This is a genomic window from Escherichia sp. E13S3 (assembly GCF_004212325.1).
Taxonomy (GTDB): domain Bacteria; phylum Pseudomonadota; class Gammaproteobacteria; order Enterobacterales; family Enterobacteriaceae; genus Escherichia.
This window is the reverse complement of sequence record NZ_RHJR01000007.1, coordinates 168,313-194,617: the sequence shown is the minus strand read 5'-3', so window position 1 is coordinate 194,617 and position 26,305 is coordinate 168,313. Positions and strand designations below refer to the sequence as shown.

20 protein-coding genes and 1 CRISPR repeat array are annotated in these 26,305 nt (G+C 49.6%); of the genes, 15 read left to right on the top strand and 5 right to left on the bottom strand.

The window, feature by feature from the left end; all coding sequences use genetic code 11:
* Positions 1-4: 4 nt before the first annotated feature.
* The 3 genes from hcp to aqpZ all read right to left on the bottom strand — a co-directional run bounded on the left by hcp (position 5) and on the right by aqpZ (position 3,892).
* On the bottom strand, positions 5-1,657 hold the full coding sequence (gene hcp / locus D9597_RS08845) for a hydroxylamine reductase (protein WP_000458817.1): 1,653 nt from the start codon (positions 1,655-1,657) through the stop codon (positions 5-7).
* Between the two features lie 143 nt (positions 1,658-1,800).
* Complete coding sequence (gene lysO / locus D9597_RS08840; protein ID WP_130205245.1) at positions 1,801-2,700, bottom strand: L-lysine exporter LysO; 900 nt, start codon at positions 2,698-2,700, stop codon at positions 1,801-1,803.
* A gap of 496 nt (positions 2,701-3,196) precedes the next feature.
* On the bottom strand, positions 3,197-3,892 hold the full coding sequence (gene aqpZ, locus D9597_RS08835; protein ID WP_130215654.1) for an aquaporin Z: 696 nt from the start codon (positions 3,890-3,892) through the stop codon (positions 3,197-3,199).
* Positions 3,893-4,315: 423 nt separating this feature from the next.
* Here aqpZ and D9597_RS08830 point away from each other — a divergent pair, with 423 nt between their 5' ends.
* Complete coding sequence (locus D9597_RS08830) at positions 4,316-5,974, top strand: ATP-dependent endonuclease (protein WP_130215656.1); 1,659 nt, start codon at positions 4,316-4,318, stop codon at positions 5,972-5,974.
* On the opposite strand, the gene D9597_RS08825 is transcribed toward D9597_RS08830, so the two are convergent.
* Positions 5,971-6,927, bottom strand: a complete 957-nt coding sequence (locus D9597_RS08825; RefSeq protein WP_130222259.1) for a VirK/YbjX family protein — start codon at positions 6,925-6,927, stop codon at positions 5,971-5,973. The genes D9597_RS08830 and D9597_RS08825 overlap by 4 nt on opposite strands.
* A gap of 151 nt (positions 6,928-7,078) precedes the next feature.
* On the opposite strand from D9597_RS08825, the gene macA reads away from it, so the two are divergent.
* Together macA and macB are read left to right on the top strand one after the other, a co-directional pair.
* Complete coding sequence (gene macA, locus D9597_RS08820) at positions 7,079-8,194, top strand: macrolide transporter subunit MacA (RefSeq protein ID WP_130215658.1); 1,116 nt, start codon at positions 7,079-7,081, stop codon at positions 8,192-8,194.
* A complete protein-coding gene (gene macB / locus D9597_RS08815) occupies positions 8,191-10,137 on the top strand; it encodes a macrolide ABC transporter ATP-binding protein/permease MacB (RefSeq protein ID WP_130222135.1) in 1,947 nt (648 codons plus the stop codon). The genes macA and macB overlap by 4 nt, the downstream gene beginning before the upstream one ends.
* Positions 10,138-10,209: 72 nt before the next feature.
* On the opposite strand, the gene cspD is transcribed toward macB, so the two are convergent.
* A complete protein-coding gene (gene cspD, locus D9597_RS08810) occupies positions 10,210-10,434 on the bottom strand; it encodes a cold shock-like protein CspD (RefSeq protein ID WP_064530179.1) in 225 nt (74 codons plus the stop codon).
* 149 nt (positions 10,435-10,583) lie between these two features.
* Here cspD and D9597_RS23305 point away from each other — a divergent pair, with 149 nt between their 5' ends.
* The 12 genes from D9597_RS23305 (at position 10,584) to D9597_RS08755 (ending at position 26,299) form a co-directional block, all read left to right on the top strand.
* Positions 10,584-10,658: a hypothetical protein gene (locus D9597_RS23305; protein WP_214251107.1), complete on the top strand. Its 75-nt coding sequence runs from the start codon at positions 10,584-10,586 to the stop codon at positions 10,656-10,658.
* Between the two features lie 98 nt (positions 10,659-10,756).
* On the top strand, positions 10,757-11,077 hold the full coding sequence (gene clpS / locus D9597_RS08805) for an ATP-dependent Clp protease adapter ClpS (RefSeq protein WP_000520781.1): 321 nt from the start codon (positions 10,757-10,759) through the stop codon (positions 11,075-11,077).
* A gap of 30 nt (positions 11,078-11,107) precedes the next feature.
* Complete coding sequence (gene clpA, locus D9597_RS08800; protein WP_130222134.1) at positions 11,108-13,384, top strand: ATP-dependent Clp protease ATP-binding subunit ClpA; 2,277 nt, start codon at positions 11,108-11,110, stop codon at positions 13,382-13,384.
* A gap of 214 nt (positions 13,385-13,598) precedes the next feature.
* Positions 13,599-13,926: direct repeats of the CRISPR family, unit length 28 nt; unit sequence GTTCACTGCCGTACAGGCAGCTTAGAAA.
* Positions 13,927-14,097: 171 nt separating this feature from the next.
* On the top strand, positions 14,098-15,078 hold the full coding sequence (gene cas1f / locus D9597_RS08795; RefSeq protein ID WP_130222133.1) for a type I-F CRISPR-associated endonuclease Cas1f: 981 nt from the start codon (positions 14,098-14,100) through the stop codon (positions 15,076-15,078).
* Entirely contained in the window at positions 15,078-18,311 is a 3,234-nt protein-coding gene (gene cas3f / locus D9597_RS08790) for a type I-F CRISPR-associated helicase Cas3f (protein ID WP_130222132.1), read from the top strand. The genes cas1f and cas3f overlap by 1 nt, the downstream gene beginning before the upstream one ends.
* A 20-nt stretch (positions 18,312-18,331) precedes the next feature.
* On the top strand, positions 18,332-19,636 hold the full coding sequence (gene csy1 / locus D9597_RS08785) for a type I-F CRISPR-associated protein Csy1 (RefSeq protein WP_130222131.1): 1,305 nt from the start codon (positions 18,332-18,334) through the stop codon (positions 19,634-19,636).
* Positions 19,633-20,556, top strand: coding sequence for a type I-F CRISPR-associated protein Csy2 (csy2, locus tag D9597_RS08780; RefSeq protein ID WP_130222130.1), 924 nt, complete (start codon positions 19,633-19,635; stop codon positions 20,554-20,556). Before csy1 ends, csy2 begins: the two co-directional genes overlap by 4 nt.
* A gap of 10 nt (positions 20,557-20,566) precedes the next feature.
* Positions 20,567-21,568 carry a type I-F CRISPR-associated protein Csy3 gene (gene csy3 / locus D9597_RS08775; protein ID WP_130222129.1) on the top strand — a complete coding sequence of 334 codons (1,002 nt, stop codon included), beginning with the start codon at positions 20,567-20,569 and terminating at the stop codon, positions 21,566-21,568.
* Positions 21,569-21,578: 10 nt separating this feature from the next.
* On the top strand, positions 21,579-22,133 hold the full coding sequence (gene cas6f / locus D9597_RS08770) for a type I-F CRISPR-associated endoribonuclease Cas6/Csy4 (RefSeq protein WP_130205267.1): 555 nt from the start codon (positions 21,579-21,581) through the stop codon (positions 22,131-22,133).
* Positions 22,134-22,513: 380 nt separating this feature from the next.
* On the top strand, positions 22,514-23,062 hold the full coding sequence (gene yehD, locus D9597_RS08765; protein ID WP_130222128.1) for a fimbrial protein YehD: 549 nt from the start codon (positions 22,514-22,516) through the stop codon (positions 23,060-23,062).
* A 55-nt stretch (positions 23,063-23,117) separates the two neighbouring features.
* Positions 23,118-23,798: a fimbrial assembly chaperone gene (locus D9597_RS08760; RefSeq protein WP_130222127.1), complete on the top strand. Its 681-nt coding sequence runs from the start codon at positions 23,118-23,120 to the stop codon at positions 23,796-23,798.
* Positions 23,799-23,812: 14 nt separating this feature from the next.
* Positions 23,813-26,299 (top strand): fimbrial biogenesis outer membrane usher protein, encoded by a 2,487-nt coding sequence (locus tag D9597_RS08755; RefSeq protein WP_130222126.1) that lies wholly within the window; start codon positions 23,813-23,815, stop codon positions 26,297-26,299.
* Positions 26,300-26,305 lie beyond the last annotated feature (6 nt).

Here is a 26,305-nt window from a genome sequence, read left to right as displayed (position 1 = left end):
CTCCTTACGCGCTCAACAGTTGCTTCATGTCTTCTTCAACAGTGGTGATAGAACGCAGGCCGAATTTCTCGTTCAGCACCGCCAGCAGATCTGGTGTCAGGAAACCAGGTGCAGTCGGGCCGGTGACGATATTTTTCACACCCAGAGAAAGCAGCGTCAGCAGAATGACAATCGCTTTCTGTTCAAACCAGGAGAGCACCAGCGACAGCGGCAGATCGTTGACACCGCAGCCCAGTTTTTCTGCCAGAGTGACAGCCAGAATAATCGCTGAGTAAGCATCGTTACATTGACCTGCATCTACCAGACGCGGCAGACCTTCGATATCGCCAAACTCAAGTTTGTTAAAGCGATATTTACCACAGGCGAGGGTCAGGATCAGGCAGTCATCCGGCACGCTGGTGGCGAAATCGGTGAAGTAGTGGCGCTCGCCGCGTGCGCCGTCACAGCCACCAAGCAGGAAGATATGACGCAGTTTTTCACGGCTCACCAGATCAATCAGCGTATCCGCTGCGCCAAGCAGCGTCTGGCGGCCAAAGCCCACGGTGATCAGGTGCGGAATTTCGCTGTACGGGAAGCCCGCCATTTGTTGCGCCTGGGCGATGACCGCAGAAAAATCTTCGCCATCCAGATGACGCACACCCGGCCAGCCAACAATGCTGCGGGTCCAGATACGATCGTCATAAGCGCCTACGGTTGGGTCGATGATGCAGTTCGAGGTCATCACGATGGGGCCAGGGAAACGAGCGAACTCCACTTGCTGATTCTGCCAGCCGCTGCCGTAGTTACCGACTAGATGCTTGAATTTACGCAGCTCCGGGTAGCCGTGGGCAGGCAGCATTTCGCCGTGGGTGTAGACATTAACGCCCGTACCTTCGGTCTGTTCCAGCAGGTTGTAGAGATCTTTGAGATCGTGACCGGAAATCAGGATACATTTGCCCGCCGTCGCTTTGACGTTGACCTGGGTTGGCGTCGGGTGACCGTATTTACCGGTTTCGCCTGCATCCAGAATGCTCATCACTTTGAAGTTCATCTGGCCGATTTCCATTGAACACTCAAGAAGCGCGTTCATATCGGCAGGCCAGGTCCCCAGCCACGCCATGATTTTATGGTACTGGGCATAAATATCGTTGTCGTATTGACCGAGAACGTGGGCGTGTTCCATATAGGCCGCCGCACCTTTCAGGCCATACAGGCACAGCAGACGCAGGCCGAGAATGTTTTCGCCAATCGCCGCTTTATCTTTGTTAGGGGTAAATTCTGCTGCCTGACGTTGCAGTTCGCCGAGATCGTCGCTCACCAGTTGCAGGTCAGCCATCGGGTTATCGACGCGGGCGTTAGCATCTACTGCCAGGCATTGCGCTTTCAGCGCCTCGCGCAGGGCAATCGCTTCACGAGCGTAGCCGACAATACGCGGAGAATCGAAGTTAACGTTGGTCAGGGTTGAGAAAAATGCCCGAGGCGCGAAGCTGTCTACATCGTGGTTGATAATGCCGTATTCACGCGCTTTTACAGCCCAGGCAGAAAGCCCTTGCAGCGCCGCGATGAGTAAATCCTGAAGGTCAGAGGTTTCCGCCGTTTTACCACACATCCCCTGCGCGTATGAGCAGCCGTTTCCTGCCGGAGTACGGATAGTTTGTTCACATTGCACACAAAACATGATCACACCTTTTAAAGTTATATTTAATATACATGTTTAAGGTTAAGACGCTTAACGCGGGGATAAAAGGGATTTTTCATGCAACTTTAAGGGAGATTGATTTAGCGCAATTTTGGCGGCAGGGATCTACCGCCGGAGAGGTATTATGCGGAGAAAAAGGCGATGAGGATCGGCACTAACAGGCTGAGAATAAAACCGTGAACAATTGCTGCCGGGACCATATCCAGCCCACCTGTACGCTGAAGAACGGGCAGGGTGAAATCCATTGATGTGGCACCGCATAAGCCCAGTGCAGTAGAGCGGCTACGGCGAATCAGGCCAGGGATCAACATAATGGCGATCAACTCACGCGCTAAATCATTGAAGAAGGCCGCGCTCCCGATTACCGGACCAAAAGATTCGGTCAACAAAATACCGGAAAGAGAATACCAGCCGAAACCGGAGGCCATTGCCAGTGCGGTATTGATGGGGAGATCAAGAATAAAGGCGTTAATTAAACCGCCAATTAAAGAACTGGCAACCACCACCACGGCGACAATCATTCCCCGGCGATTAAGGACAATCTGCTTTAAGGTCATGCCATTATTGCGCAACTGAATACCGACGAGGAAAAGTAGCAGAATTAAGGTGTATTCGCTGGCTTCGGTCGCGTGCTGTAAAAAACCTAATCCGCTAAGGCCAATAGCAAAACCAATCACCACGACGCCACACAGTTTCAGCGATTCCAGTGCCATCGCAATACGCGACGGCAATTTCTCTTGCTGGTGGCTATTGCGCCACGGCAAACCGCGTTCCAGCCACAGCAAGGCGACAATATTGCACAGTAAAATAATGGTAATACTGACAGCAGAATAATGCAGAATCGCCAACAGGTTACTGGCGAGATTATCGAGAAACGCCAGACTGATACCCATAAAAAAGAGAATGAGATAAACCATCCAGCTTAATAGCTGATTAATGCGTTTTAACGCAGCTTTTTGGCGAAGCGGAATGAGGTAACCCACAATCAGGGGAACCAGAATGATTAACAGCCCAGAAAACATGAAAACCCAGTCCTTGCAAAGAAGAAGTCGAAATGCGCGATGACACACTACTGAAAGCGGAAGGACGAGTAAAGTTGCAATTAAAAGGAAATGTTATTCATAAGGATCGGTAGGGTATTCGTTTTCATTTAAAGATATTCTTTCTCTTTAATTACAAACCGCACCGGTGTTGGTGGCGTCAAAATCGCCGAGGCGTACCCTGAAGGCCGGGGCAGCCCACATGGATGTGGGCTGAGGGCGCGTTTTACAGGGATGTTACCTCGCGCCCGACCCGGTAGCCGTAAGGGATAAGTCGAGGGCACCGCGCAGCGGCGATTTTGTTCGCCAGAGCCCGGGGGTGCAGGGGGCGGCGGCGATTGGCCGCCCCCTGCGCGCTCCTTGCGTCAGTGGCAATATGTGGCTTAGCTCATGAAAGGAGCGCAACAAGATGATAAACCAACATATAACAACATCTTAAAAAAAAAGGCCTGACATTGCGCCAGGCCTTCTGCGTTAATTAATCACGCTTTTCCAGCAGGGTCCGGTAAATCAGACCACCGATAATACCGCCGACAATTGGCACTACCCAGAAGAACCACAGCTGTTCTAACGCCCAGCCGCCCTGGAAGATGGCAACTGCGGTGCTGCGCGCCGGGTTAACGGAAGTGTTAGTCACCGGAATACTGATTAAGTGAATCAAGGTTAACGCCAGACCAATCGCGATCGGCGCAAAGCCTGCCGGCGCGTATTTGTCGGTTGCACCGTGGATCACCAGCAAGAAACCGGCACTCAATACCAGTTCAACCACCAGTGCAGAAAGCATGGAATAGCCGCCCGGTGAATGCTCGCCATAACCGTTAGAAGCAAAGCCGCTGGCCGCTGCGTCAAACCCAGCTTTACCGCTGGCGATTAAATACAGCAGTGCCGCCGCAACAATACCACCGACAACCTGGGCTACCACGTAACCAACGACTTCTTTTGCCGGGAAACGGCCACCAGCCCATAAACCAATAGTGACCGCCGGGTTAAAGTGGCCACCGGAGATATGACCGACAGCGAAGGCCATCGTCAGTACAGTCAAACCAAACGCCAGCGCGACACCGGCAAAGCCAATGCCTAATTCCGGGAACGCTGCCGCCAGCACGGCGCTACCGCAGCCACCAAATACAAGCCAGAAAGTACCAAAACATTCAGCTGCTAATTTTCTGAACATATCCACCTCAATTAAAAATTGACCCTGTGAAAAATATGGTCGTTTTATAGGGTCGTCGTAAAAAATGACGACAGAAATAATGCATCGGTATTTTAAAAACGAAGTCGAGCCATTCGCCAGATAAATAAATCCAGTAATTTTGATTTAGGGCAACAGTAAGTTCCCCCATATAGTCATTTGCCTGATTGACAGTGTAGTGCAAACGGCTGAAATAAGCCTTTGGAGGTAATAAAAATAATTTACAAGGTTAATTATTTGATTTTATTGTTTTTTAATGAGAGACAACATGAAGACGTATAACACAATTATTCGCTCATTTTTCAGACATTTGCCATGCTTAATTGTGATGTCGTCACGTATTGTCTCGGCCTTTCCCGTTATACTGCCAGAGTAAAGGATGAGTAACATATTTCTGGAGGGGATATGATTCTTGAGCGCGTTGAAATTGTGGGCTTTCGCGGTATCAACCGATTGTCATTGATGCTGGAGCAAAACAACGTCCTGATTGGGGAGAACGCGTGGGGTAAATCCAGCTTGCTGGACGCCTTAACCCTGCTGTTATCACCAGAGTCAGATCTCTACCATTTTGAACGTGATGATTTCTGGTTTCCGCCAGGTGATATTAATGGTCGGGAACACCATCTGCATATCATTCTGACCTTTCGCGAATCGCTGCCTGGACGGCATCGTGTACGCCGTTATCGCCCGCTTGAAGCATGCTGGACGCCCTGTACTGATGGTTATCACCGCATTTTTTATCGCCTGGAAGGGGAAAGTGCGGAAGACGGTAGCGTGATGACGTTACGCAGCTTTCTTGATAAAGACGGTCATCCGATTGATGTCGAAGATATTAACGATCAGGCGCGTCATCTGGTGCGTTTAATGCCGGTTCTGCGTTTGCGCGACGCCCGTTTTATGCGCCGCATTCGCAATGGAACTGTACCAAATGTACCCAATGTGGAAGTCACCGCGCGCCAGTTGGATTTTCTCGCCCGCGAGTTATCCTCACACCCGCAAAATCTCTCCGATGGGCAGATTCGCCAGGGGCTTTCGGCAATGGTGCAACTGCTTGAGCATTATTTCTCGGAGCAAGGGGCCGGGCAGGCGAGATATCGCTTAATGCGTCGGCGAGCCAGCAATGAGCAACGGAGCTGGCGTTACCTCGATATCATCAACCGGATGATTGACAGACCAGGGGGGCGTTCGTATCGGGTCATTTTACTCGGCCTGTTTGCCACTTTATTGCAGGCAAAAGGGACATTGCGACTGGATAAAGACGCGCGTCCGTTATTGCTAATTGAAGATCCAGAAACCCGCCTGCATCCGATTATGCTTTCCGTTGCCTGGCATCTGTTGAATCTTTTGCCTTTACAACGTATTGCTACTACCAACTCTGGCGAGCTGCTTTCGTTAACTCCAGTGGAACATGTTTGCCGCCTGGTGCGTGAATCTTCTCGTGTTGCCGCCTGGCGTCTGGGGCCAAGTGGCTTGAGCACCGAAGACAGCCGCCGCATCTCTTTTCACATTCGTTTTAATCGTCCGTCATCGCTGTTTGCTCGCTGCTGGTTGCTGGTGGAAGGGGAAACAGAAACCTGGGTTATCAACGAACTGGCGCGCCAGTGTGGACACCATTTCGATGCCGAAGGGATTAAGGTCATTGAGTTTGCCCAGTCCGGGCTAAAACCACTGGTGAAATTTGCCCGGCGGATGGGGATTGAGTGGCATGTGCTGGTCGATGGCGATGAAGCCGGGAAGAAATATGCCGCAACGGTGCGCAGCCTGCTGAATAACGATCGCGAAGCTGAACGTGAACATTTGACAACGTTACCGGCGCTGGATATGGAACATTTTATGTATCGCCAGGGGTTTTCCGACGTGTTCCATCGCGTGGCGCAGATCCCGGAAAACGTGCCGATGAATTTGCGCAAAATTATTTCAAAAGCGATCCATCGCTCTTCCAAGCCCGACCTTGCCATTGAAGTGGCAATGGAGGCCGGACGTCGTGGTGTGGATTCCGTACCGACGCTGCTGAAAAAAATGTTCTCACGCGTGCTGTGGCTGGCGCGCGGTCGGGCTGATTAACCACAAAACATCCTTGCCATCTGCGGCTGAATAGCGTCAAGCATCTCGTAGCGTCGACGGTATTCAGCCCGCTTTTTGCTGGCGATATCCGCAATCTCTTTTCGCGCTATTCGATCGGGAAGCCGATAATGCCGCTCGGCATCGCATTCGCCACCAACCGATTCCCAGAACGTGTTATAGTCAGCATGGATTTTTCCTTCCTTATCGCGATAACGCAGGCTGCGGTAAATATGTGTTTCATTGCTGACAGCAATAATTTGTTCGACCTGTAAGCGTTGGGCGAAGAGGCAGACCGCCTCCATCACGAGTCGTTTGGGAAATAGCCCGTGGCAGGCTTTCGTCGCATTCTGGATCTGTTGGTGTGGAATTTCCCATTTCGCACCTTGCAGCCCGCCTATAAATAACGTCCTTTTCCCCTGATACTCACACAGTGTAAATGTGATCTCCGCCAGAGGAATACCTTCGCTGTTGCGGAACAGAATTGTGCTGTCACCTTCCTTATCCATTGAGATCATCATGGTCAGTTCAAGCGTGAACTGCTCGCCGTTTTTTCCTTCCAGCTTCGCAAGTTGCAGTCCCGGGGTGTTCAAATATAAGCTGAACTCTTCCGCCGACATGCACGCGCGCAGCAATGCATAATGGTAACGTAACGCCTCCAGCAATTGCTTACGGGTCATATTCACGGCAAGGTAAGGGCGATGCAGGCGAACCGGCAGGCGCGGCTGACGCGTTAACAGCGTTCTGAGATTAGGCCAGTGGGAGAGTTCGTTCATCCACTCAACGCTTAAACGCGGCATAATCAAAGAGCGCAGCAAAAATTTCTGGCGAAACCGACGGCGATGCCAGAATTTACCCGGCCGCCACTGACCCCCTGCCAGATTAAGGAAAAGAGACATGCTGCTAAGAGATTCAGATGGTGTAAATGCTCGTTCAGTGATCTGAGACATATTCATAAAATCAATGATTATACGTAACACCGATTTCACCATCGGGCATCTTAACCAAACATCAATCGTATAATTACTAACGTAAATTTTCGGTTTTTGTTGATGTTTCGTTGAAGTTGGCAGCCCCGTACGCGCATATGGAGCATTCAGAGTATTTATGAAAAAGCGAAAAAACCTTAAGAAGCGTTACGCTATTGCGCTGGTGATAGTCATCGCTGCGCTGATTGCGTTGTGGAGAACACTCAACGCGCCCGTGCCGACTTATCAGACATTGATTGTCCGCCCCGGTGATTTGCAGCAAAGCGTGCTGGCGACTGGAAAGCTGGACGCGCTGCGTAAGGTTGATGTGGGCGCGCAGGTCAGCGGTCAGTTGAAAACGCTGTCGGTGGCGATTGGCGATAAAGTAAAAAAAGACCAGCTTTTAGGGGTTATTGATCCTGAACAGGCTGAAAACCAGATCAAGGAAGTGGAAGCGACACTGATGGAGCTGCGTGCGCAAAGGCAACAGGCAGAAGCAGAACTGAAACTGGCACGGGTGACATACTCACGCCAGCAACGACTGGCGCAAACGCAGGCGGTTTCGCAACAGGATCTTGACACCGCAGCGACGGAGATGGCAGTTAAACAGGCGCAAATAGGGACTATCGACGCGCAAATCAAACGGAATCAGGCGTCACTCGACACGGCGAAAACGAATCTCGATTACACCCGCATCGTTGCCCCGATGGCTGGGGAAGTTACGCAAATCACCACTCTGCAAGGGCAGACGGTGATTGCCGCACAACAAGCGCCAAACATTCTGACGCTGGCAGATATGAGTACCATGCTGGTAAAAGCGCAAGTGTCGGAAGCGGATGTCATTCATCTGAAACCCGGTCAAAAAGCCTGGTTCACCGTGCTTGGCGATCCGCTGACGCGCTACGAGGGGCAGATTAAAGATGTGCTGCCGACGCCAGAAAAGGTCAACGACGCCATTTTCTACTACGCCCGTTTTGAAGTGCCAAACCCCAATGGTTTACTGCGCCTGGATATGACTGCGCAGGTCCACATTCAACTCACTGATGTGAAAAATGTACTCACCATTCCGTTGTCGGCACTGGGGGATTCGGTTGGCGATAACCGTTATAAAATCAAACTGCTGCGTAATGGCGAAATACGCGAGCGCGAAGTGACGATTGGCGCGCGCAACGACACCGATGTTGAGATTGTCAAAGGTCTGGAAGCGGGTGATGAAGTGGTGATTGGTGAGGCCAAACCAGGAGCTGCACAATGACGCCCTTGCTCGAACTAAAGGATATTCGCCGTAGCTATCCTGCTGGAGACGAGCAGGTTGAGGTGCTAAAGGGCATCAGCCTGGATATTTATGCAGGTGAGATGGTGGCAATTGTCGGTGCTTCGGGCTCTGGTAAATCGACCCTGATGAATATTCTCGGCTGTCTGGATAAAGCGACCAGTGGAACCTATCGCGTTGCCGGCCAGGATGTTGCCACGCTGGACGCCGATGCGCTGGCGCAGCTTCGTCGCGAGCATTTCGGCTTTATTTTCCAGCGTTACCATTTGCTTTCGCATTTAACCGCCGAGCAGAACGTTGAAGTACCCGCCGTCTATGCCGGACTTGAGCGTAAACAGCGATTGCTGCGCGCTCAGGAGTTGCTGCAACGACTGGGACTGGAAGAACGGCTAGATTATTACCCCGCCCAGCTTTCCGGTGGCCAGCAGCAGCGTGTCAGTATTGCTCGTGCGTTAATGAACGGTGGGCAGGTGATCCTCGCCGATGAACCTACCGGCGCACTGGACAGCCATTCTGGTGAAGAGGTGATGGCGATATTGCATCAGTTGCGCGATCGCGGGCACACGGTGATTATCGTTACCCACGATCCACAGGTTGCGGCTCAGGCGGAGCGGGTAATCGAAATTCGTGACGGCGAAATTGTGCGTAATCCTCCCGCCATTGAAAAGGTGAATGCTGCTGGCGGGACGGATCCTGTAGTCAAAACGGCGTCTGGCTGGCGGCAGTTTGTCAGTGGTTTTAATGAGGCGCTGACGATGGCGTGGCGGGCGCTGGCAGCGAATAAAATGCGCACCTTACTGACCATGCTGGGGATTATTATTGGTATTGCGTCGGTGGTTTCTATCGTCGTGGTGGGCGACGCCGCCAAACAAATGGTGCTGGCGGATATTCGTTCTATTGGTACGAATACTATTGATGTCTATCCCGGGAAAGATTTTGGCGATGACGATCCGCAATATCAACAGGCGCTAAAGTACGACGACTTAATCGCCATCCAAAAACAACCGTGGGTCGCCTCAGCCACACCCGCCGTCTCGCAAAACCTGCGCCTGCGTTATAACAATGTTGATGTTGCCGCCAGCGCCAACGGTGTGAGCGGCGATTATTTCAATGTCTACGGCATGACCTTCAGCGAAGGGAATACCTTTAATCAGGAGCAACTGAACGGCCGCGCACAGGTGGTGGTTCTCGACAGTAATACCCGCCGCCAGCTTTTCCCGCATAAGGCCGATGTGGTTGGTGAGGTCATTCTGGTTGGTAATATGCCTGCGAGAGTCATCGGCGTGGCGGAAGAAAAACAGTCGATGTTTGGTAGCAGTAAAGTGCTGCGCGTCTGGTTGCCTTACAGCACCATGTCCGGGCGGGTTATGGGCCAGTCGTGGCTGAACTCCATCACTGTAAGAGTAAAAGAAGGCTATGACAGCACCGAAGCGGAACAACAACTCACCCGTTTGTTGTCGCTGCGCCACGGCAAAAAAGACTTCTTTACCTGGAACATGGACGGCGTCTTGAAAACAGTCGAAAAAACCACACGTACTTTACAACTGTTTCTGACTCTGGTGGCGGTGATTTCGCTGGTGGTAGGCGGCATTGGCGTTATGAATATTATGCTGGTGTCAGTAACGGAGCGGACGCGGGAAATTGGTATTCGCATGGCTGTTGGCGCGCGTGCCAGCGATGTTCTGCAACAATTTCTGATTGAAGCCGTGCTGGTTTGCCTGGTGGGCGGCGCGATGGGGATAATGCTGTCGCTGTTAATTGCCTTCACCCTACAGATTTTTTTACCCGGCTGGGAGATAGGCTTTTCTCCACTGGCGTTGCTGCTGGCGTTTTTATGCTCAACCGTTACGGGCATTTTATTTGGCTGGCTACCTGCACGAAATGCGGCACGGCTGGATCCAGTGGATGCTTTGGCGAGAGAGTGATTTTTGAGATAAAAATGCCAGCCGATCGGGCTGGCATTTTGCCTTTAGGATGTACACAATGAGACAGAAGAGCTATGCGACTGCTACTTCTACTTCGACGGGCACAATAACACTGGCGTGATTGCCTTTTGGCCCTTGGTGGACATCAAACTGAACGGGTTGTCCAGCTTTTAGCGTTCTGTAACCATCCATCTGGATGGTGGAATAATGAGCGAAAATATCTTCGCCACCGCCTTCAGGGCAGATGAAACCGAACCCTTTGGCATTGTTGAACCACTTAACAGTACCCTTTTCCATGCTTCGACATCCTTCGCAAATCTTATACAAGTAAGATGGAATAAACCGGGGTCAGAGAGGGGGCAGTTCAAAACCTCGCCAACTCTTGAAATACAATTTAGAGAAATGGGGCGAGTCGTCAAGCGTTTGACAGGGGCCAGGGGGTAGGTATGCATCAAAAATTTGAAGCAGTTAACGCTATTGACAGTAATGTCACTGATGTCGCTTATACCAACGATAGATGATAATTATCTATCATGTGGAGTAGATTGGTCAGGCAAATATGCTCTTGTCAGCGGCAGAGCGTTCTGCCGGTAACCGTAACCGAAGATGATAACTGACAATGGGTAAAACGAACGACTGGCTGGACTTTGATCAACTGGCGGAAGAAAAAGTTCGCGACGCGCTAAAACCGCCATCTATGTATAAAGTGATATTAGTCAATGATGATTACACTCCAATGGAGTTTGTTATTGACGTGTTACAAAAATTCTTTTCTTATGATGTAGAACGTGCAACGCAATTGATGCTTGCTGTTCACTACCAGGGGAAGGCCATTTGCGGAGTCTTTACCGCTGAGGTTGCAGAAACCAAAGTGGCGATGGTGAACAAGTACGCAAGGGAGAACGAGCATCCATTGCTGTGTACGCTGGAAAAAGCCTGAATGCAGGTATAAAAATTGGGGGAGGTGCCTATGCTCAATCAAGAACTGGAACTCAGTTTAAACATGGCTTTCGCCAGAGCGCGCGAGCACCGTCATGAGTTTATGACCGTCGAGCACTTGTTACTGGCATTGCTCAGTAACCCATCGGCCCGGGAGGCGCTGGAAGCGTGTTCCGTGGACCTGGTTGCGCTCCGTCAGGAACTGGAAGCCTTTATTGAACAAACCACACCTGTTCTGCCCGCCAGTGAAGAGGAGCGCGACACGCAGCCGACCTTGAGTTTTCAGCGTGTATTGCAGCGTGCAGTCTTCCATGTTCAGTCCTCCGGTCGCAGTGAGGTTACCGGTGCGAATGTTCTGGTCGCTATCTTTAGCGAACAGGAGTCGCAGGCGGCGTATCTGTTGCGCAAACATGAAGTCAGCCGTCTTGATGTGGTGAACTTTATTTCTCATGGCACGCGTAAAGACGAGCCATCTCAGTCTTCTGAACCAGGAAACCAGCCGGGCAGTGAAGAACAAGCTGGTGGGGAGGACCGTATGGAGAATTTCACGACTAACCTGAACCAGCTTGCACGCGTGGGCGGAATTGACCCGCTGATTGGTCGTGAGAAGGAACTGGAGCGCGCCATTCAGGTTCTCTGCCGCCGCCGTAAAAACAACCCGCTGCTGGTTGGGGAGTCTGGCGTCGGTAAAACGGCGATTGCTGAAGGTCTTGCCTGGCGAATTGTTCAGGGCGATGTGCCGGAAATCATGGCTGACTGTACGATTTACTCTCTCGATATCGGCTCCCTGTTAGCAGGCACCAAATATCGCGGCGACTTTGAAAAACGTTTTAAAGCGTTGCTCAAGCAGCTGGAACAGGATACTAACAGCATCCTGTTTATCGATGAGATCCATACCATCATTGGCGCGGGCGCAGCGTCTGGCGGGCAGGTAGATGCAGCCAACCTGATCAAACCGTTGCTCTCCAGCGGTAAAATTCGCGTGATTGGATCGACGACCTATCAGGAGTTCAGCAACATTTTCGAGAAAGACCGTGCTCTGGCGCGTCGCTTCCAGAAAATCGATATTACTGAACCGTCGATCGAAGAAACTGTGCAAATCATCAATGGCCTGAAACCGAAGTACGAAGCGCACCACGATGTGCGTTATACCGCGAAAGCGGTGCGTGCGGCGGTGGAGCTGGCGGTGAAATACATTAACGATCGTCATCTGCCGGACAAAGCGATTGACGTTATCGACGAAGCGGGCGCTCGCGCACGTTTGATGCCGGTAAGCAAGCGCAAGAAAACGGTGAATGTGGCGGATATCGAGTCCGTGGTAGCCCGTATTGCACGTATCCCTGAGAAGAGCGTTTCTCAGAGTGACCGCGATACGCTGAAAAACCTTGGCGATCGCCTGAAAATGCTGGTCTTCGGTCAGGATAAAGCCATTGAAGCGCTTACCGAGGCCATCAAGATGGCGCGTGCGGGTTTAGGTCACGAACATAAACCAGTTGGTTCATTCCTGTTTGCTGGTCCAACCGGGGTCGGGAAAACCGAGGTGACGGTACAGCTTTCGAAAGCACTGGGTATTGAGCTTCTGCGCTTTGATATGTCCGAGTATATGGAACGCCATACCGTCAGCCGTCTGATTGGTGCGCCTCCAGGATACGTTGGTTTTGATCAGGGCGGTCTGCTGACCGATGCGGTCATCAAGCATCCGCATGCGGTGCTGCTGCTGGACGAAATCGAGAAAGCGCATCCGGACGTATTCAACATTCTGTTGCAGGTGATGGACAACGGCACGCTGACCGATAACAACGGGCGCAAGGCCGATTTCCGTAACGTGGTACTGGTGATGACCACCAACGCCGGGGTGCGTGAAACCGAGCGTAAATCCATTGGTCTTATCCAGCAGGATAACAGCACCGATGCGATGGAAGAGATCAAGAAGATCTTTACGCCGGAGTTCCGTAACCGTCTCGACAACATTATCTGGTTCGATCATCTCTCTACAGACGTGATCCACCAGGTGGTTGATAAGTTTATCGTCGAGTTGCAGGTTCAGTTGGATCAGAAAGGTGTTTCTCTGGAAGTGAGCCAGGAAGCGCGTAACTGGCTGGCCGAGAAAGGTTACGACCGGGCAATGGGCGCACGTCCGATGGCGCGTGTCATCCAGGACAACCTGAAAAAACCGCTCGCTAACGAACTGCTGTTTGGCTCGCTGGTAGATGGTGGCCAGGTGACTGTCGCGCTGGATAAAGAGAAAAATGAGCTGACCTACGGGTTCCAGAGTGCACAAAAGCATAAACCGGAAGCCGCGCATTAATCAGATTGTTAGGTAAGTTGATGAAGTCCGTAATCTCGTCAGGGGTTACGGACTTTTTGTTTATGGGGTGGAGGAAGTTCAGACCCTTTTTTTGATGATGATGGTAAGTTGTTGATAATTAGTGCTGCTGGAAGGTAAGGATAAAAAAAGGGTGGCAGCAGGAAAATGAGATGGTTTTGCTTTATTAACAACGGGCTAAACGTGTAGTATTTGAGTTCACTGCCGTACAGGCAGCTTAGAAAAGATGGCGTCCACGCGCACTTTTGCCAGCATTGTTCACTGCCGTACAGGCAGCTTAGAAAGCGCTGGCACTGTAACCCTGCTTCTGGAGTGAGTTCACTGCCGTACAGGCAGCTTAGAAAGCCTGGCTTGCTCTGCTTTACGCTGAATGAGCGTTCACTGCCGTACAGGCAGCTTAGAAATGGCCCATTGAGTTACACCCTCCTGAGATATTGTTCACTGCCGTACAGGCAGCTTAGAAATGTTGAGCAATGTAATCGGGGTCAGATGCATCGTTCACTGCCGTACAGGCAGTTTCACAAATACGATGATGGCAGAAATTTAGCTGCGTTATGGCGTTCTCAACTCCGAACCATTAGCTGCAACACGCAATAACAATTGTGATAATTGCGATAGAAATCAATTTATCACACAGAAATCAATGCTGTACTAATCCTAACTCCTTCAAATAAAAATAATCACAGGATGTGTTTATGTCTTCCAATTACCTTACTCCATCTGACCTCAAAACCATTCTCCACTCTAAACGCGCCAATATTTATTATCTGGAAAAATGCCGGGTGCAGGTGAATGGTGGGCGAGTGGAATATGTTACCAGTGAAGGTAAGGAGTCGTACTACTGGAATATCCCCATTGCGAATACCACGGCATTGATGTTGGGGATGGGAACATCCGTTACTCAGGCGGCGATGCGTGAATTTGCCCATGCCGGGGTGATGGTGGGCTTTTGTGGTACGAATGGCACGCCGCTGTATTCGGCAAATGAAGTTGATGTTGATGTCTCCTGGCTCAGTCCGCAAAGCGAATATCGTCCTACTGAATATCTTCAGCAGTGGGTTTCTTTTTGGTTTGCTGAAGATAAACGACTTGCCGCCGCGAAACGTTTTCAGTTAATCCGCCTGACACATATCGATAAGCACTGGACCAGCGCGAAAATGCAGCGTGAACACGCCTTTCAGCCTGATGCTAATGCACTGCAGACCCTACTAAATCGTACTCGTGAAGAAATAGACGCGGCAGAAAACCATACGCAGCTTATGCTCGTAGAGGCCAAATTGACCAAAGCACTCTACAAAATGGTGAGCCAAACCGTGGGCTATGGCGACTTTACTCGCGCAAAACGGGGCGGTGGGATTGATATGGCCAACCGCTTTCTCGATCAGGGTAATTATCTGGCTTATGGGCTGGCGGCAGTGGCGGCGTGGGTAACCGGGATCCCGCATGGTTTAGCAGTAATGCACGGTAAAACACGTCGCGGCGGCCTCGTTTTTGACCTTGCCGATCTGATTAAAGATGCCCTGGTTATGCCACAAGCATTTATTGCCGCAATGGCGGGAGAAGATGCTCAGGAGTTTCGTCAACGCTGCATCAATATCTTTCAACAAGCAGATGCGCTGGATGTCATGATCACCTCTTTGCAAGATACGGCCCAGGCACTGGCTAAGGCTGATTAATGAATGTTCTGATTATCTCGCGCTGTACAAAAAACGCCCGCGTGGAAAGCTGCCGTATTATTGATCAGTTTGCTGAACGCACCGGTGATGCCGCATGGCAAACGGTGATTACTCTGGAAGGCGTTAATACACTCCGCCGTTTACTGCGCAAAACTGCCAGGCGAAATACCGCAGTGGCATGTCACTGGCTGAAAAAGAACGGGCAAATGGAGTTGATGTGGATTGTGGGTAATATTCGTCGTTTTAATGCACAGGGACGCGTTCCCACGAATCGAACAACCCAAACCAGCCTGGTGAACAAGGAAGAAAATCGCTGGCAATGCGCAGAGAGCATTGCGCTGCTGGCGGCTATCGCCGGGTTGTTTCATGATTTTGGTAAAGCAGGGCGCAGCTTTCAGCAAAGCCTGACCCATAAGAGCGCACGAAGTTATCAACCTTACCGACATGAATGGATCTCATTGCGGCTTTTCCAGGCGTTTGTTGGTGAACAGCCGGACGATGTGTGGCTGGAGAAACTCGGGGAATTAACGGCAGATGATGAAGTTGCGATTCTTGAACGTCTGCAAAAAGACACGCCTCATTTTTCAAATAGTCCATTCAGTTCGCTGCAACCGCTAGCCAGGACGGTAGGTTGGCTGATCCTTTCCCATCATCGAATGCCGGAGAATCTTTCTCCACAGCCGGAACAATCATGCAAAGGTTGTGAAAGTTGGCTGGAGAAGCAACTGAATGCTGACTGGAATGCCGTTAACCACCGCAAGAATGACTGGACGCAACAGGATTTTGAGCACGTCTGGCAGTTTCCATCAGGAACGCCGCTTCAAAGCGCGAGCTGGCGGGAAAAAGCGCGTCAGATTTCTCGCCGGGCAAGCAACGCGCTCGGTTTAAAGACATACGGGCAGATGGAACAGTTGTTCCCCTTACATATGGCGCGTTTTTGCCTGATGCTTGCCGATCACTACTATTCATCTAATGACGCGCAGCAAAAATGGCAGGACCCGGAATATATCGTCTGGGCAAATAGCGATCGCCAAAGCGGCACGCTCAAACAACGGGTAGACGAGCACCTTGTGGGCGTCGCGCATCATGCGTATCTGCTTGGGCGGCAACTGATGCACACACGGGCATCGCTTCCGGCAATTGCCCGACATAAAGGTTTTAGCCAGCGGGTCACAGATGTGAAATATCGCTGGCAAGATAAAGCCTGGGATGTGGCGCGAGCGCTACGTGAACGAAGTCGGGAAGAGGGATTTTTCGGCGTCAATATGGCCTCGACGGGGTGTGGTAAAACCTTTGCGAACGCCCGCATTATGTATGCACTTGCCGACGAGCGAGAAGGGTGCCGATTTACCGTTGCGCTGGGATTGCGCACGCTGACTTTGCAAACCGGCGATGCTCTGCGCAGTCGGCTTGGACTGGGTGAGGATGAGCTGGCGGTACTGATTGGTTCGGCGGCAGTTAAGCAACTGTGGCAGCAGGAAAAAATAGACAATGATTACGGAAGTGCTTCGCAAGAGCCGCCAACAGAGGAGCAACAGTTCGTTAAGTACGAAGGCAGCCTGCATACCGGGGCGCTGGAAAAATGGTTGAAGGATGACAGCAAACTTAAGGAGTTAGTTAGCGCACCGATTCTGGTCGCGACGATTGATCATCTTATTTCCGCGACCGAGGGTGTGCGTGGCGGGAAACAGCTTCCGTCGATGTTGCGCCTGTTAACCAGCGATTTAGTGCTCGACGAACCTGATGACTTTGATATTGCCGATCTTCATGCGGTATGTCGTTTGATGAACTGGGCCGGGATGCTGGGAACACGGGTATTACTTTCCTCGGCGACGCTACCTCCAGGGCTGATTCAGGCGTTGTTCGCGGCTTATCTCGCCGGGCGTAAAATGTGGCAGACGTCTTGTGGTACCAACGGCAGGCCCGTCAATATCTGCTGTGCCTGGTTTGATGAAAAAGATGCTGATGCAACGCAAATTTGCGACGGGCCTGGGTTTCGTGATGCACATGCAAAATTTGTTGCGCGGCGAGCGGTAATGCTGGCTGAAAAAGAGCGACTGCATTTCGGGCGTGTTGCTTCAATTTCATCTGCATCAAGCGCGATACAAGACGTTACCGAAAGTGTGGCCCAGACGGTGCATACGCAAATGCTGAAGTTGCATCAGGCGCATCGCCAGCTACACGAAAGCGGTAAAACCGTTTCGCTGGGCCTGGTGCGCTTCGCGAATATCAATCCACTGGTTGCGGTGACCAAAGCCCTGATTGCCATTCCTTCACCAGAAGATGTCTGCATTCATTACTGTGTTTACCACTCCCGACATCCGCTGGCGGTGCGTTCAGATATTGAGAAGCGACTGGATCGCGCGTTTACTCGTCATAACGAACTCGATTTCTGGAACAACGAAGATATCGCAGATGCCTTACATAACCGTCCGGAATCGCACCATCTGTTTGTGGTGTTGGGGATATCGGTTATAGAAGTGGGGCGTGACTGGGATGCGGACTGGGGAATTATTGAACCAAGCTCCATGCGTTCGATTATTCAATTTGCCGGACGTATTCAGCGCCACCGTAGAAATGTGCCGACCAGTGAGAATCTGGTTATTTTGCGTAGCAATATCAAATCATTGCAGAAAAAAGCCCCCGCATTTTGTAAACCAGGTTTCGAAACAAAAGAACACTTGCTGAATAGTCACGATATTTGCGAGCTGATTCCGATCGCGGACTACCGGACGATTAACGCCTTGCCGCGGATCCTGTCTGCCAATAATGACAACAAACTGGCGGAGCTTGAACATAGTCGTTTATCCGCCGAATTGATGAGCAGTAAAAGCAAACATGTGGTGGCGGCGCAATGGTGGCGTGCACCGCTAAGCTGGAACGGCTGGATGCAGCGCCAGACGCCATTTCGTTATTCCCCTTTGCCGGAGGCGGTGTTTTTTCTGCATATGGATGATGAAGAAAGCGAAGCGCGTTTCTATTCCCGTACGGGCGACAACGAGCGTAAAGCGCAAGGAAATTTCAGGCGAGAAGAGGTGAGATGCGCCAGCGGCGTCGCTTGCTGGGGCGTGATGGATTACCAACACGTTTTGTTGAATTTAGCTGATAAGCAAAGTTGTGAGATAGCAAACGTTGGGGAAAAGTTTGCGGAAGTGAGAGTGCCGGCCAGTGAAGAAGATGCGGTCAATGACTGGCGTTATCACCCCTGGTTAGGTGTGTTTCGCAACCTGTGAAAAAATAAGGAGGGAATCTTTTGAACAATAATTTAGTGGATTTTATAACTGACTACATCGCTTCGCGAAGGCAACCCAAAATCGAAGCCTTTGAAAAAGAAGTAGCAAAGCGGTTGGAACAGGGCGAGGACGCCAGCGTTATCGCTCTGGAGCGACAGGAACTTGAAGCACGCTACTTGCCACGTAACTGGTTAACGGATGCGGCGAAACGTGCCGGGCAAATCAAATTAGTCACTCATGGCGCTAAATTCAGTCATGGTGATTCTAAAGCCAGTAGCTTTTATCTGGAAACCTCCGCTAACGAAAGCTATTTAAACACGGCATCGTTGGCAAATATCGCTACTGACGCGATTGGTAACGCCGCCGCACTTGACGTCGCAAAGTTGCTACAAACCGATGTGAACGGAGATTCACTGCTTGCCAGCCTGAAGCGTGGTGATTATCAGGCATTAAGTACGTTTGCAGAGGATAAAGCGCAACTGGAGCAGTGGGTAGCTGGGTTTAGCCAGGCATGGACAACTGGACGGCCTGCCAGCCATAAACTGGCAAAACAAATCTATTTCCCTGTCGATGATGGCTATCATCTGCTCTGCCCGCTGTTTTCCAGTTCGCTGGCGCAGGTGATGTATGAAAAGCTAACCGCCGTGCGCTTTAGTGAGGAATCGAAAGCCATTCGCGATGCCCGCAAAGCAGGAAAATGGCACTCCCAGCCAGATATCTGGTTTCCTAATCTTGCCGAAATGCATTTTGGCGGCACAAAACCACAGAATATTTCTTTGCTCAATAGTGTGCGGGGTGGCCGAGTCTGGCTGTTGCCATCAATGCCGCCAACCTGGGCGACGCTGGATCGCGCGCCACAAAACATGCGCAGTATTTTTTCCCTACGCGGCGATTTCAATCGGGCGGCTTCAGGCATCATCGCCCGAATGACTTACCTGCTGAAGGTTGACATAAATAATGTTCATATCCGAACTGCGCGGGCGAAATATATTGATGAGTTGATTGATCTGCTGTTCATGCAGGTGTCTTCATTTCAGCAAGAAAAATGGCAGGGATGGTCCGCGCAATCACCAGACTTACCTCGCCACCAACAACTTTGGCTGGACCCGTGGCGAAGCCTCTCAGATGAGACTTTCAAACAGGAGCGTGAGAAAAACGACTGGCAAGAGACGGTAGCCGATGATTTCGCGCGCTGGCTGAACTATCGCCTGAAAAAAGCCCGTTTCGATGTCGGTGCTGTCGAGCAAAGGGAGTGGCGCAGTCAGTCCCTGTTTACTCAACGGATGCGTGAAATGGAAGCCGTTTTGCAGGAGGCGCTGAAATGAGTTATCTGCTCTTGTTACCCCATGTACGCATCGAAAACGCTAACGCCGTCTCCGGGTTGACCTGGGGATTCCCGTCGATGACCCATTTTCTCGGTTATGTTCATGCGCTTTCTCGAAAAGTCGTGGATGAATTTGGCGTAAGTTTTGACGGTTGTGCGGTAGTAAGCCATGAACAGCATATTCAGGCGTACAGCTCCGGGCGCGATTTTCAATTCGCTCTCACCCGTAACCCATTAACCAGAGAAGGTAAAACCGCCTCGTTCAATGAAGAGGGCCGTATGCACCTGACGGTTTCTCTGCTGGTTGAATGTAATGGCGAAATTACCAATGGTGAATATGGCAGAAAAGCCCTTTGCGACCATCTGAAAATGCTCTGCCAGAGCCACAAACTGGCGGGCGGCAGCATTGTTGACATGCGCGAACCACAGCTTTTTCATGCGCCTGAAGATGAAAAGCAACTGCGTAAAATCATCTGGCGTTTAATGCCTGGCTATGCGCTTTACGATCGCAGTGAATGGCTGGCTGAACATCACCAACAACATCCCGATATATCGTTGCTTGATGCCTGGCTTGATTTTGTTGCCGTTAAATATCAGGCCGAATCTCCGGCAGAAGACAACAGCGCACAATGGGTATACCAGCCGAAGCCAATGCCTGGTTTCCTGGTACCGTTAATGTGTGGCTACCAACGCATTTCTCCTGTTTACGCACCCGGTGAAGTTGAAAATGCGCGCGATACCTCAACGCCATTTGCCTTTGCCGAAGCGGTATATGGCATCGGCGAATGGCGCGGATTACATCGCATTACTGACTTGCAACCGCTGATGTGGCGTTACCGTACAACGGACACTGGCTACTATTGCTCGGCAATACCAGTCGTTGACGACCCTACGATTAATGAAGATGACGATACAGAATAAGGACATAATTATGGCAAAGGCCCCTGTAGCAGTAAAAACGGTGTCAGTACTGGCATTTGAGCGCAAACTGGCAACCTCTGACGCGGTGATGTACGCAGGTAACTGGCAAGGAAATGAATGGCAACCTATTGAGATTCAGGAGAAAGCCGTTCGCGGAACCATCTCCAATCGCCTGAAAGATGCAATTTCCAGTAATGAGTTAAAGCTGAATGCAGAAATCCAAAAAGCCAACTTGCAGCGGGTAGACGTGGCAGCGCTTCCGGTTGATGCGGATACGTTAAAAGTGATGTTTACACTGCGCGTGCTGGGTAATTTATCCACACCGTCAGTATGTAATGATATGGCCTATCAGGAGGCGCTTTCCGACGTTATTGAAGGTTATATCAGCGAACATGGCTTTAAAGAGCTGGCTCTTCGCTATGCCCTGAATCTGGCAAATGGTCGTTTTCTGTGGCGTAACCGTATCGGTGCCGAGCAAATTCAGGTGAAAGTCACCGCTAACGACAAATCATGGACTTTTAACAGCCATGACTTCTCTTTACGTCAATTTGAACAGGGCCAGAGTAGCGTCACGAAACTGGCGGCAACGATTGAACAAGGATTAAGCGGAAAAGAGTGGGTAATGCTTACCGTTGAAGCGCAGGTTCGTCTTGGTGCCGGGCAAGAAGTTTTCCCGTCGCAGGAGCTGGTACTCGACAGCAACAGTAGCAAAAGTCGCGTGTTATACCAGGTGGCTGGCATTGCCGGTATCCACTCTCAGAAGATTGGCAATGCTTTACGCACCATTGATACCTGGCATCCGAAGGTTGATGAGTTGGGGGCTATCGCCGTGGAGCCTTATGGTTCAGTAACCAGCCGCGGTGTTGCTTGCCGCCAACCGAAAGAAAAACTCGATTTTTACACCTTGCTAGACAACTGGGTGACGAAAGGAGTCAAACCAGACGTTGATCAGCAGCACTACGTGATGGCTGTGCTGATTCGTGGCGGTGTCTTTGGTGAGAAATCGGAATAAGGAGCTGCCAATGGATCACTACCTTGAGATCCGCGTTCTGCCAGATCCTGAATTTTCGAGCGAAATGTTGATGGCGGCGTTATTTGCCAAACTGCATCGGGCATTAGGTGCAAGAGGGCAAGGCGATATCGGCGTGAGTTTCCCGGACGTAAATGTTATGCCAGGAGCGCGTTTACGCTTGCATGGTAGCGCCCAGACATTACAGGCGCTTGAAGCCTCAGCGTGGCGTAAAGGACTTACGGACTATTGCCAATGTTCACCTGTCACTCCCGTTCCAGAAATAAAGGGCTGGCGAGTAGTAAGCCGTGTGCAGGTTAAAAGTAACCCCCAGCGTCTGTTAAGGCGTTCAGTGAAAAAAGGCTGGCTTACTGAAGAACAGGCGATTGAGCGACTGGCGACGCAAGCTGAACAGCGGACCGACTTACCTTTTCTTAATATGAAGAGTTTGTCGAGTCAGCAACAGTTCAAGTTGTTTATCCGACACGGGGATTTGCGTACAGAACCGGTTAAAGGGGTATTCAGTAGTTATGGATTAAGCGCAACCGCTACTATTCCCTGGTTTTGATTGGTTAGTTGTAATGTATAAAAGACCTGGCCTTACCGTCAGGTCTTTTTGTCTATTGAAAAGCCGATTTCTGGCTGGAAATAGAATAAGGAATTCAATGCCCTACACTTCCATCAGTATATGGATATTTATTTAAAACAAGCAATCCTCAATTAATAATACGTATTAATCTACCTTGTAATGACATCAAATAATGACGAATAGTAAACAATGAAAATATTTTTATTGGTATTTTTTGCTGGTTATGTATTTTTTATAATTTGATTTAAATCACGAAAACAACTTGTTTACATTGCGATAGCAAATGTAATTTGCGAAATTCATTTCCGAGAGGACAAAGACTCTTAATCACCTGGAATAAATTAGTTAAGGAATAGACTATGAAACGTTCAATTATTGCAGTTGCAGTATTATCTTCTCTTTTTATGAGTGCAGGGGCTTTTGCAGAGGAGGGGAGTGAACAGGGTGAGTTAGTTATTACCGGTAATATAGTTGGAACTACATGCCAATTTATCGGAAATAGCCAGGCTACTATTGCTATGAACGATATTGGTGAAGATCAATTTAAAGATCAAAGTGCCGGATTTATTTATGAAGGTTATTCAAATAAAACAACTGTACCGCTGACGGTCAAATGTTCACCAGGCAAGACTCCCAGAATTACGTTTTCCAGAAGTCAGTTTGATGCAAGTCTTAAAGATATCACCATTAATACTGCGGCAAACCCAAATGGTGCTGGTTTTGCTGTCTACTATGAGAGTGCAGATGGGCAATCTCAAAAGATTGAAGGTGATAAAAGTATTGAGTTAGTACTAGATAAATCTAATGAATATACATTAAATTTCAGTGCGAAATACGCGCAATCAGGTGATACGGTGACTTCTGGCCCGGTTAACTCTGCACTGACAATGACTGTCGTGACAGATTGATACCGTGTTTATCGGCGGCTTCGGTCGCCGATTTTCAATAACAAGGATTGTTATCATGAAAAAATTTATAGCCTTCTTGCTGGCCGGCATGGTCACGCCTGCGTGGGGGGGTGTCTATATCTACGGCACTCGTGTTATTTATCCAGAACAGAAAAAAGAGATTACTGTTCAGTTAATGAATGAAGGTAATCGTAGCGCCCTGGTTCAGTCATGGATTGATGATGGCGATACAAGCCAGCCTCCAGAAAAAATTCACGTCCCGTTCGTGTTGACGCCACCGGTAACTCACATAAAAGGTGGCGAGGGACAACAACTCAAGATCAAAAAATTGGCGAATGCCCTACCTAAAGATCGCGAAAGCTTGTTCTTTCTCAATGTCCTGGACATTCCACCTAATAGTGAGAAAAATGAAGGTAAAAACCAGATTAAATTCGCGATGCAAAACCGCATCAAATTTATTTATCGTCCGGAAGGTATAGCTGGTGTCGATAAAGGAAGTTTTTCTCGACTGAATATCAGAACTGTCAGTAATGGTATTAATGTAAAAAATAATTCAGCGAACTGGATAACTATTCCTGAACTGAAAGGCAATACCAAATTAAATAAAGAAACGCTGGTGCTCGCACCCTGGTCAGAACAGACCGTCACCACATCTTCCGTTGTTAGCCAGTACAATGTTACGCTGATTGATGATCATGGAAACTATTTGAGTGAAAAAGTAAAAACCGTCAAATAGATCAGGGATTGATTATGTCTAAACTTAACTCTATTACGCTGGCTATCCTGTCGGTGTTGGCTACTTCGCCTGCATGGGCGGAAGATGAAACATTTGACACCCATTTTATGATTGGCGGATTAAATGGGGAAAAAATTTCTGACTATCATATTGATAGTGATAAGCCGATGCCAGGTATCTATGATATGGATGTTTACCTGAATAATCAGTGGCGCGGACATTATAATGTCGATATTAAAGACGATCCAGATGCAACATGTTTATCCTGGGAGCAGTTAAAGCAAATAGGTATCCTCACTGAAGGAATTAATATCGATAAAAGCGTAGAATGTGTACCACTTCGGGAAGCGGTACAGGGCGGCAGCGTTGACTATGATATTGGGCATTTTAACCTGAAGTTAAGTGTACCCCAAGCCTATGTCGTTGAGTATGAACGCGGATATGTCCCGCCTGAGGCATGGGATCGCGGGATTAACGCATTGTATACTTCTTATTATGCCAGTCAGTATTACAGTAATTATAAGCACGGAGGAGATAATAAAAGTAGCTATTTAAATCTGAATAGTGGTTTGAATCTTCTGGGCTGGCAGTTGCATTCAAATGCCAATTATACGAAAAGTGACGAGAACAGCGGTAAATGGAAGAGTAACACGTTATATCTGGAGCGCGGAATTCCACAAATTCTTGGCACATTGCGCGCTGGTGAAATGTATACCGGTTCTGATGTTTTTGACTCCGTGCGTTTTCGCGGCGTACGCCTTTGGCGCGATATGCAGATGTTGCCGAACTCAAAACAGAATTTTACTCCTGTGGTGCGTGGTGTTGCCCAAAGTAACGCACTTGTCACTATTGAACAAAATGGCTTTGTGGTTTACCAGAAAGAGGTTCCGCCAGGTCCATTCGCCATTGATGATTTGCAACTTGCTGGTGGTGGTGCAGATCTGGAAGTAACCGTTAAAGAAGCTGACGGTTCGGTATCGCGTTATCGTGTACCTTATTCATCTGTACCAAATATGTTGCAACCGGGCGTTTCGAAATATGAATTTGCTGCCGGACGTAGTCGTATCGAGGGAGCCAGCGATCAGTCAGATTTTATTCAGGGAAGCTATCAGTATGGCCTTAATAATTTGCTGACTCTCTATGCTGGCACGCAGTTGTCTGATAATTACTCATCGTTTGTTCTCGGCACGGGATGGAATACACCGATTGGTGCTGTATCGGTTGATTTTACCCATTCCCACAGTGAACAAGATAACGGTGATGTGTTTAATGGTCAAAGTTATCAGATTGCCTGGAACAAATATCTCTCTCAAAGTGGAACGCAATTTTCGCTGGCGGCCTGGCGTTATTCTTCTCGGGATTATCGTACTTTTAACGATCACGTCTGGGCAAATAACAGGAAAAGCTATAATCGAGAAGATGACTCAGTTTATGATATCGCCGACTATTATCAGTACGATTTTGGTCGTAAGAACAGCTTTTCTGTAAATATAAACCAGTCATTACCAGAAAATTGGGGATATCTGTCGGTCAGCGGTCAATGGCGGGATTATTGGGAACGCAGCGGGACAGGGAAAGATTATCAACTCAGCTACTCGAACTCCTGGGAACGCCTTAGTTATACCTTGTCTGTTAGCCAAACCTACGATGAAGATAACCGCGAAAATAGACGCATTAACTTATATTTCTCAATTCCCTTCTCGTGGGGCGATGGAATCACTGAAAAACGACGAGATTTATTTGTTTCTAACTCGACCACTTTTGATAAAGACGGCTATCGGTCGAATAATACCAGCCTCAGCGGTGTAGCGGGGAGTCGCGATCAGTTCAGCTACGGGGCTAACTTAAGCCATCAACACCAGGGCAGCGAAACAACAGCAGGTGCAAACCTGACCTGGCGTGCGCCATTGGCGACTATTGGTGGCAGCTATAGCCAGTCGAAAAGATATCAACAAGTTAGCGGTAATATTCAAGGCGGTTTAGTCGCGTGGTCGGACGGGGTGGCACTGGCTCCCAGACTTTCCGATACGTTCGCCATCGTCAAAGCGCCGGGACTGGAGGGAGCGGCGGTGCAGGGATATCGTTACCTGACCACGGATAGCAGAGGCTACGCTATTTATGACAACCTGACGCCGTATCGTGAAAATACGTTGATGTTGGATATTGCCGACAGTAAAAGCGACGTGGCGCTACTGGGTAACCGTAAAAACACCGTTCCTTATCGTGGTGCGGTAGTGATGACGCAGTTTGAGACTGATAAACGCAAGCCCTGGTATTTCATCTCCCAACGCCCTGATGGCTCTCCGTTGCCGTTTGGTTATGAGGTTGAAGATGAAAGCGGCAATAATGTGGGCTTAGTAGGACAGGGAAGCCGGATATTTATTCGCACCAATGATGTTCCCGCGTCGATTCGCGTCTCGGTTAATAAACAGCAGGAACAATTCTGCACTATTACCTTTGATAACGTTATTGATGAGAATAAAGTTTATATTTGTCGTTAAAGGATT

Coding starts and splice junctions, on each gene's coding strand:
- hcp (WP_000458817.1), bottom strand. CDS start 1,657: ATGTTTTGTGTGCAATGTGAACAAACTATCCGTACTCCGGCAGGAAAC.
- lysO (WP_130205245.1), bottom strand. CDS start 2,700: ATGTTTTCTGGGCTGTTAATCATTCTGGTTCCCCTGATTGTGGGTTAC.
- aqpZ (WP_130215654.1), bottom strand. CDS start 3,892: ATGTTCAGAAAATTAGCAGCTGAATGTTTTGGTACTTTCTGGCTTGTA.
- D9597_RS08830 (WP_130215656.1), top strand. CDS start 4,316: ATGATTCTTGAGCGCGTTGAAATTGTGGGCTTTCGCGGTATCAACCGA.
- D9597_RS08825 (WP_130222259.1), bottom strand. CDS start 6,927: ATGAATATGTCTCAGATCACTGAACGAGCATTTACACCATCTGAATCT.
- macA (WP_130215658.1), top strand. CDS start 7,079: ATGAAAAAGCGAAAAAACCTTAAGAAGCGTTACGCTATTGCGCTGGTG.
- macB (WP_130222135.1), top strand. CDS start 8,191: ATGACGCCCTTGCTCGAACTAAAGGATATTCGCCGTAGCTATCCTGCT.
- cspD (WP_064530179.1), bottom strand. CDS start 10,434: ATGGAAAAGGGTACTGTTAAGTGGTTCAACAATGCCAAAGGGTTCGGT.
- clpS (WP_000520781.1), top strand. CDS start 10,757: ATGGGTAAAACGAACGACTGGCTGGACTTTGATCAACTGGCGGAAGAA.
- clpA (WP_130222134.1), top strand. CDS start 11,108: ATGCTCAATCAAGAACTGGAACTCAGTTTAAACATGGCTTTCGCCAGA.
- cas1f (WP_130222133.1), top strand. CDS start 14,098: ATGTCTTCCAATTACCTTACTCCATCTGACCTCAAAACCATTCTCCAC.
- cas3f (WP_130222132.1), top strand. CDS start 15,078: ATGAATGTTCTGATTATCTCGCGCTGTACAAAAAACGCCCGCGTGGAA.
- csy2 (WP_130222130.1), top strand. CDS start 19,633: ATGAGTTATCTGCTCTTGTTACCCCATGTACGCATCGAAAACGCTAAC.
- csy3 (WP_130222129.1), top strand. CDS start 20,567: ATGGCAAAGGCCCCTGTAGCAGTAAAAACGGTGTCAGTACTGGCATTT.
- cas6f (WP_130205267.1), top strand. CDS start 21,579: ATGGATCACTACCTTGAGATCCGCGTTCTGCCAGATCCTGAATTTTCG.
- yehD (WP_130222128.1), top strand. CDS start 22,514: ATGAAACGTTCAATTATTGCAGTTGCAGTATTATCTTCTCTTTTTATG.
- D9597_RS08760 (WP_130222127.1), top strand. CDS start 23,118: ATGAAAAAATTTATAGCCTTCTTGCTGGCCGGCATGGTCACGCCTGCG.
- D9597_RS08755 (WP_130222126.1), top strand. CDS start 23,813: ATGTCTAAACTTAACTCTATTACGCTGGCTATCCTGTCGGTGTTGGCT.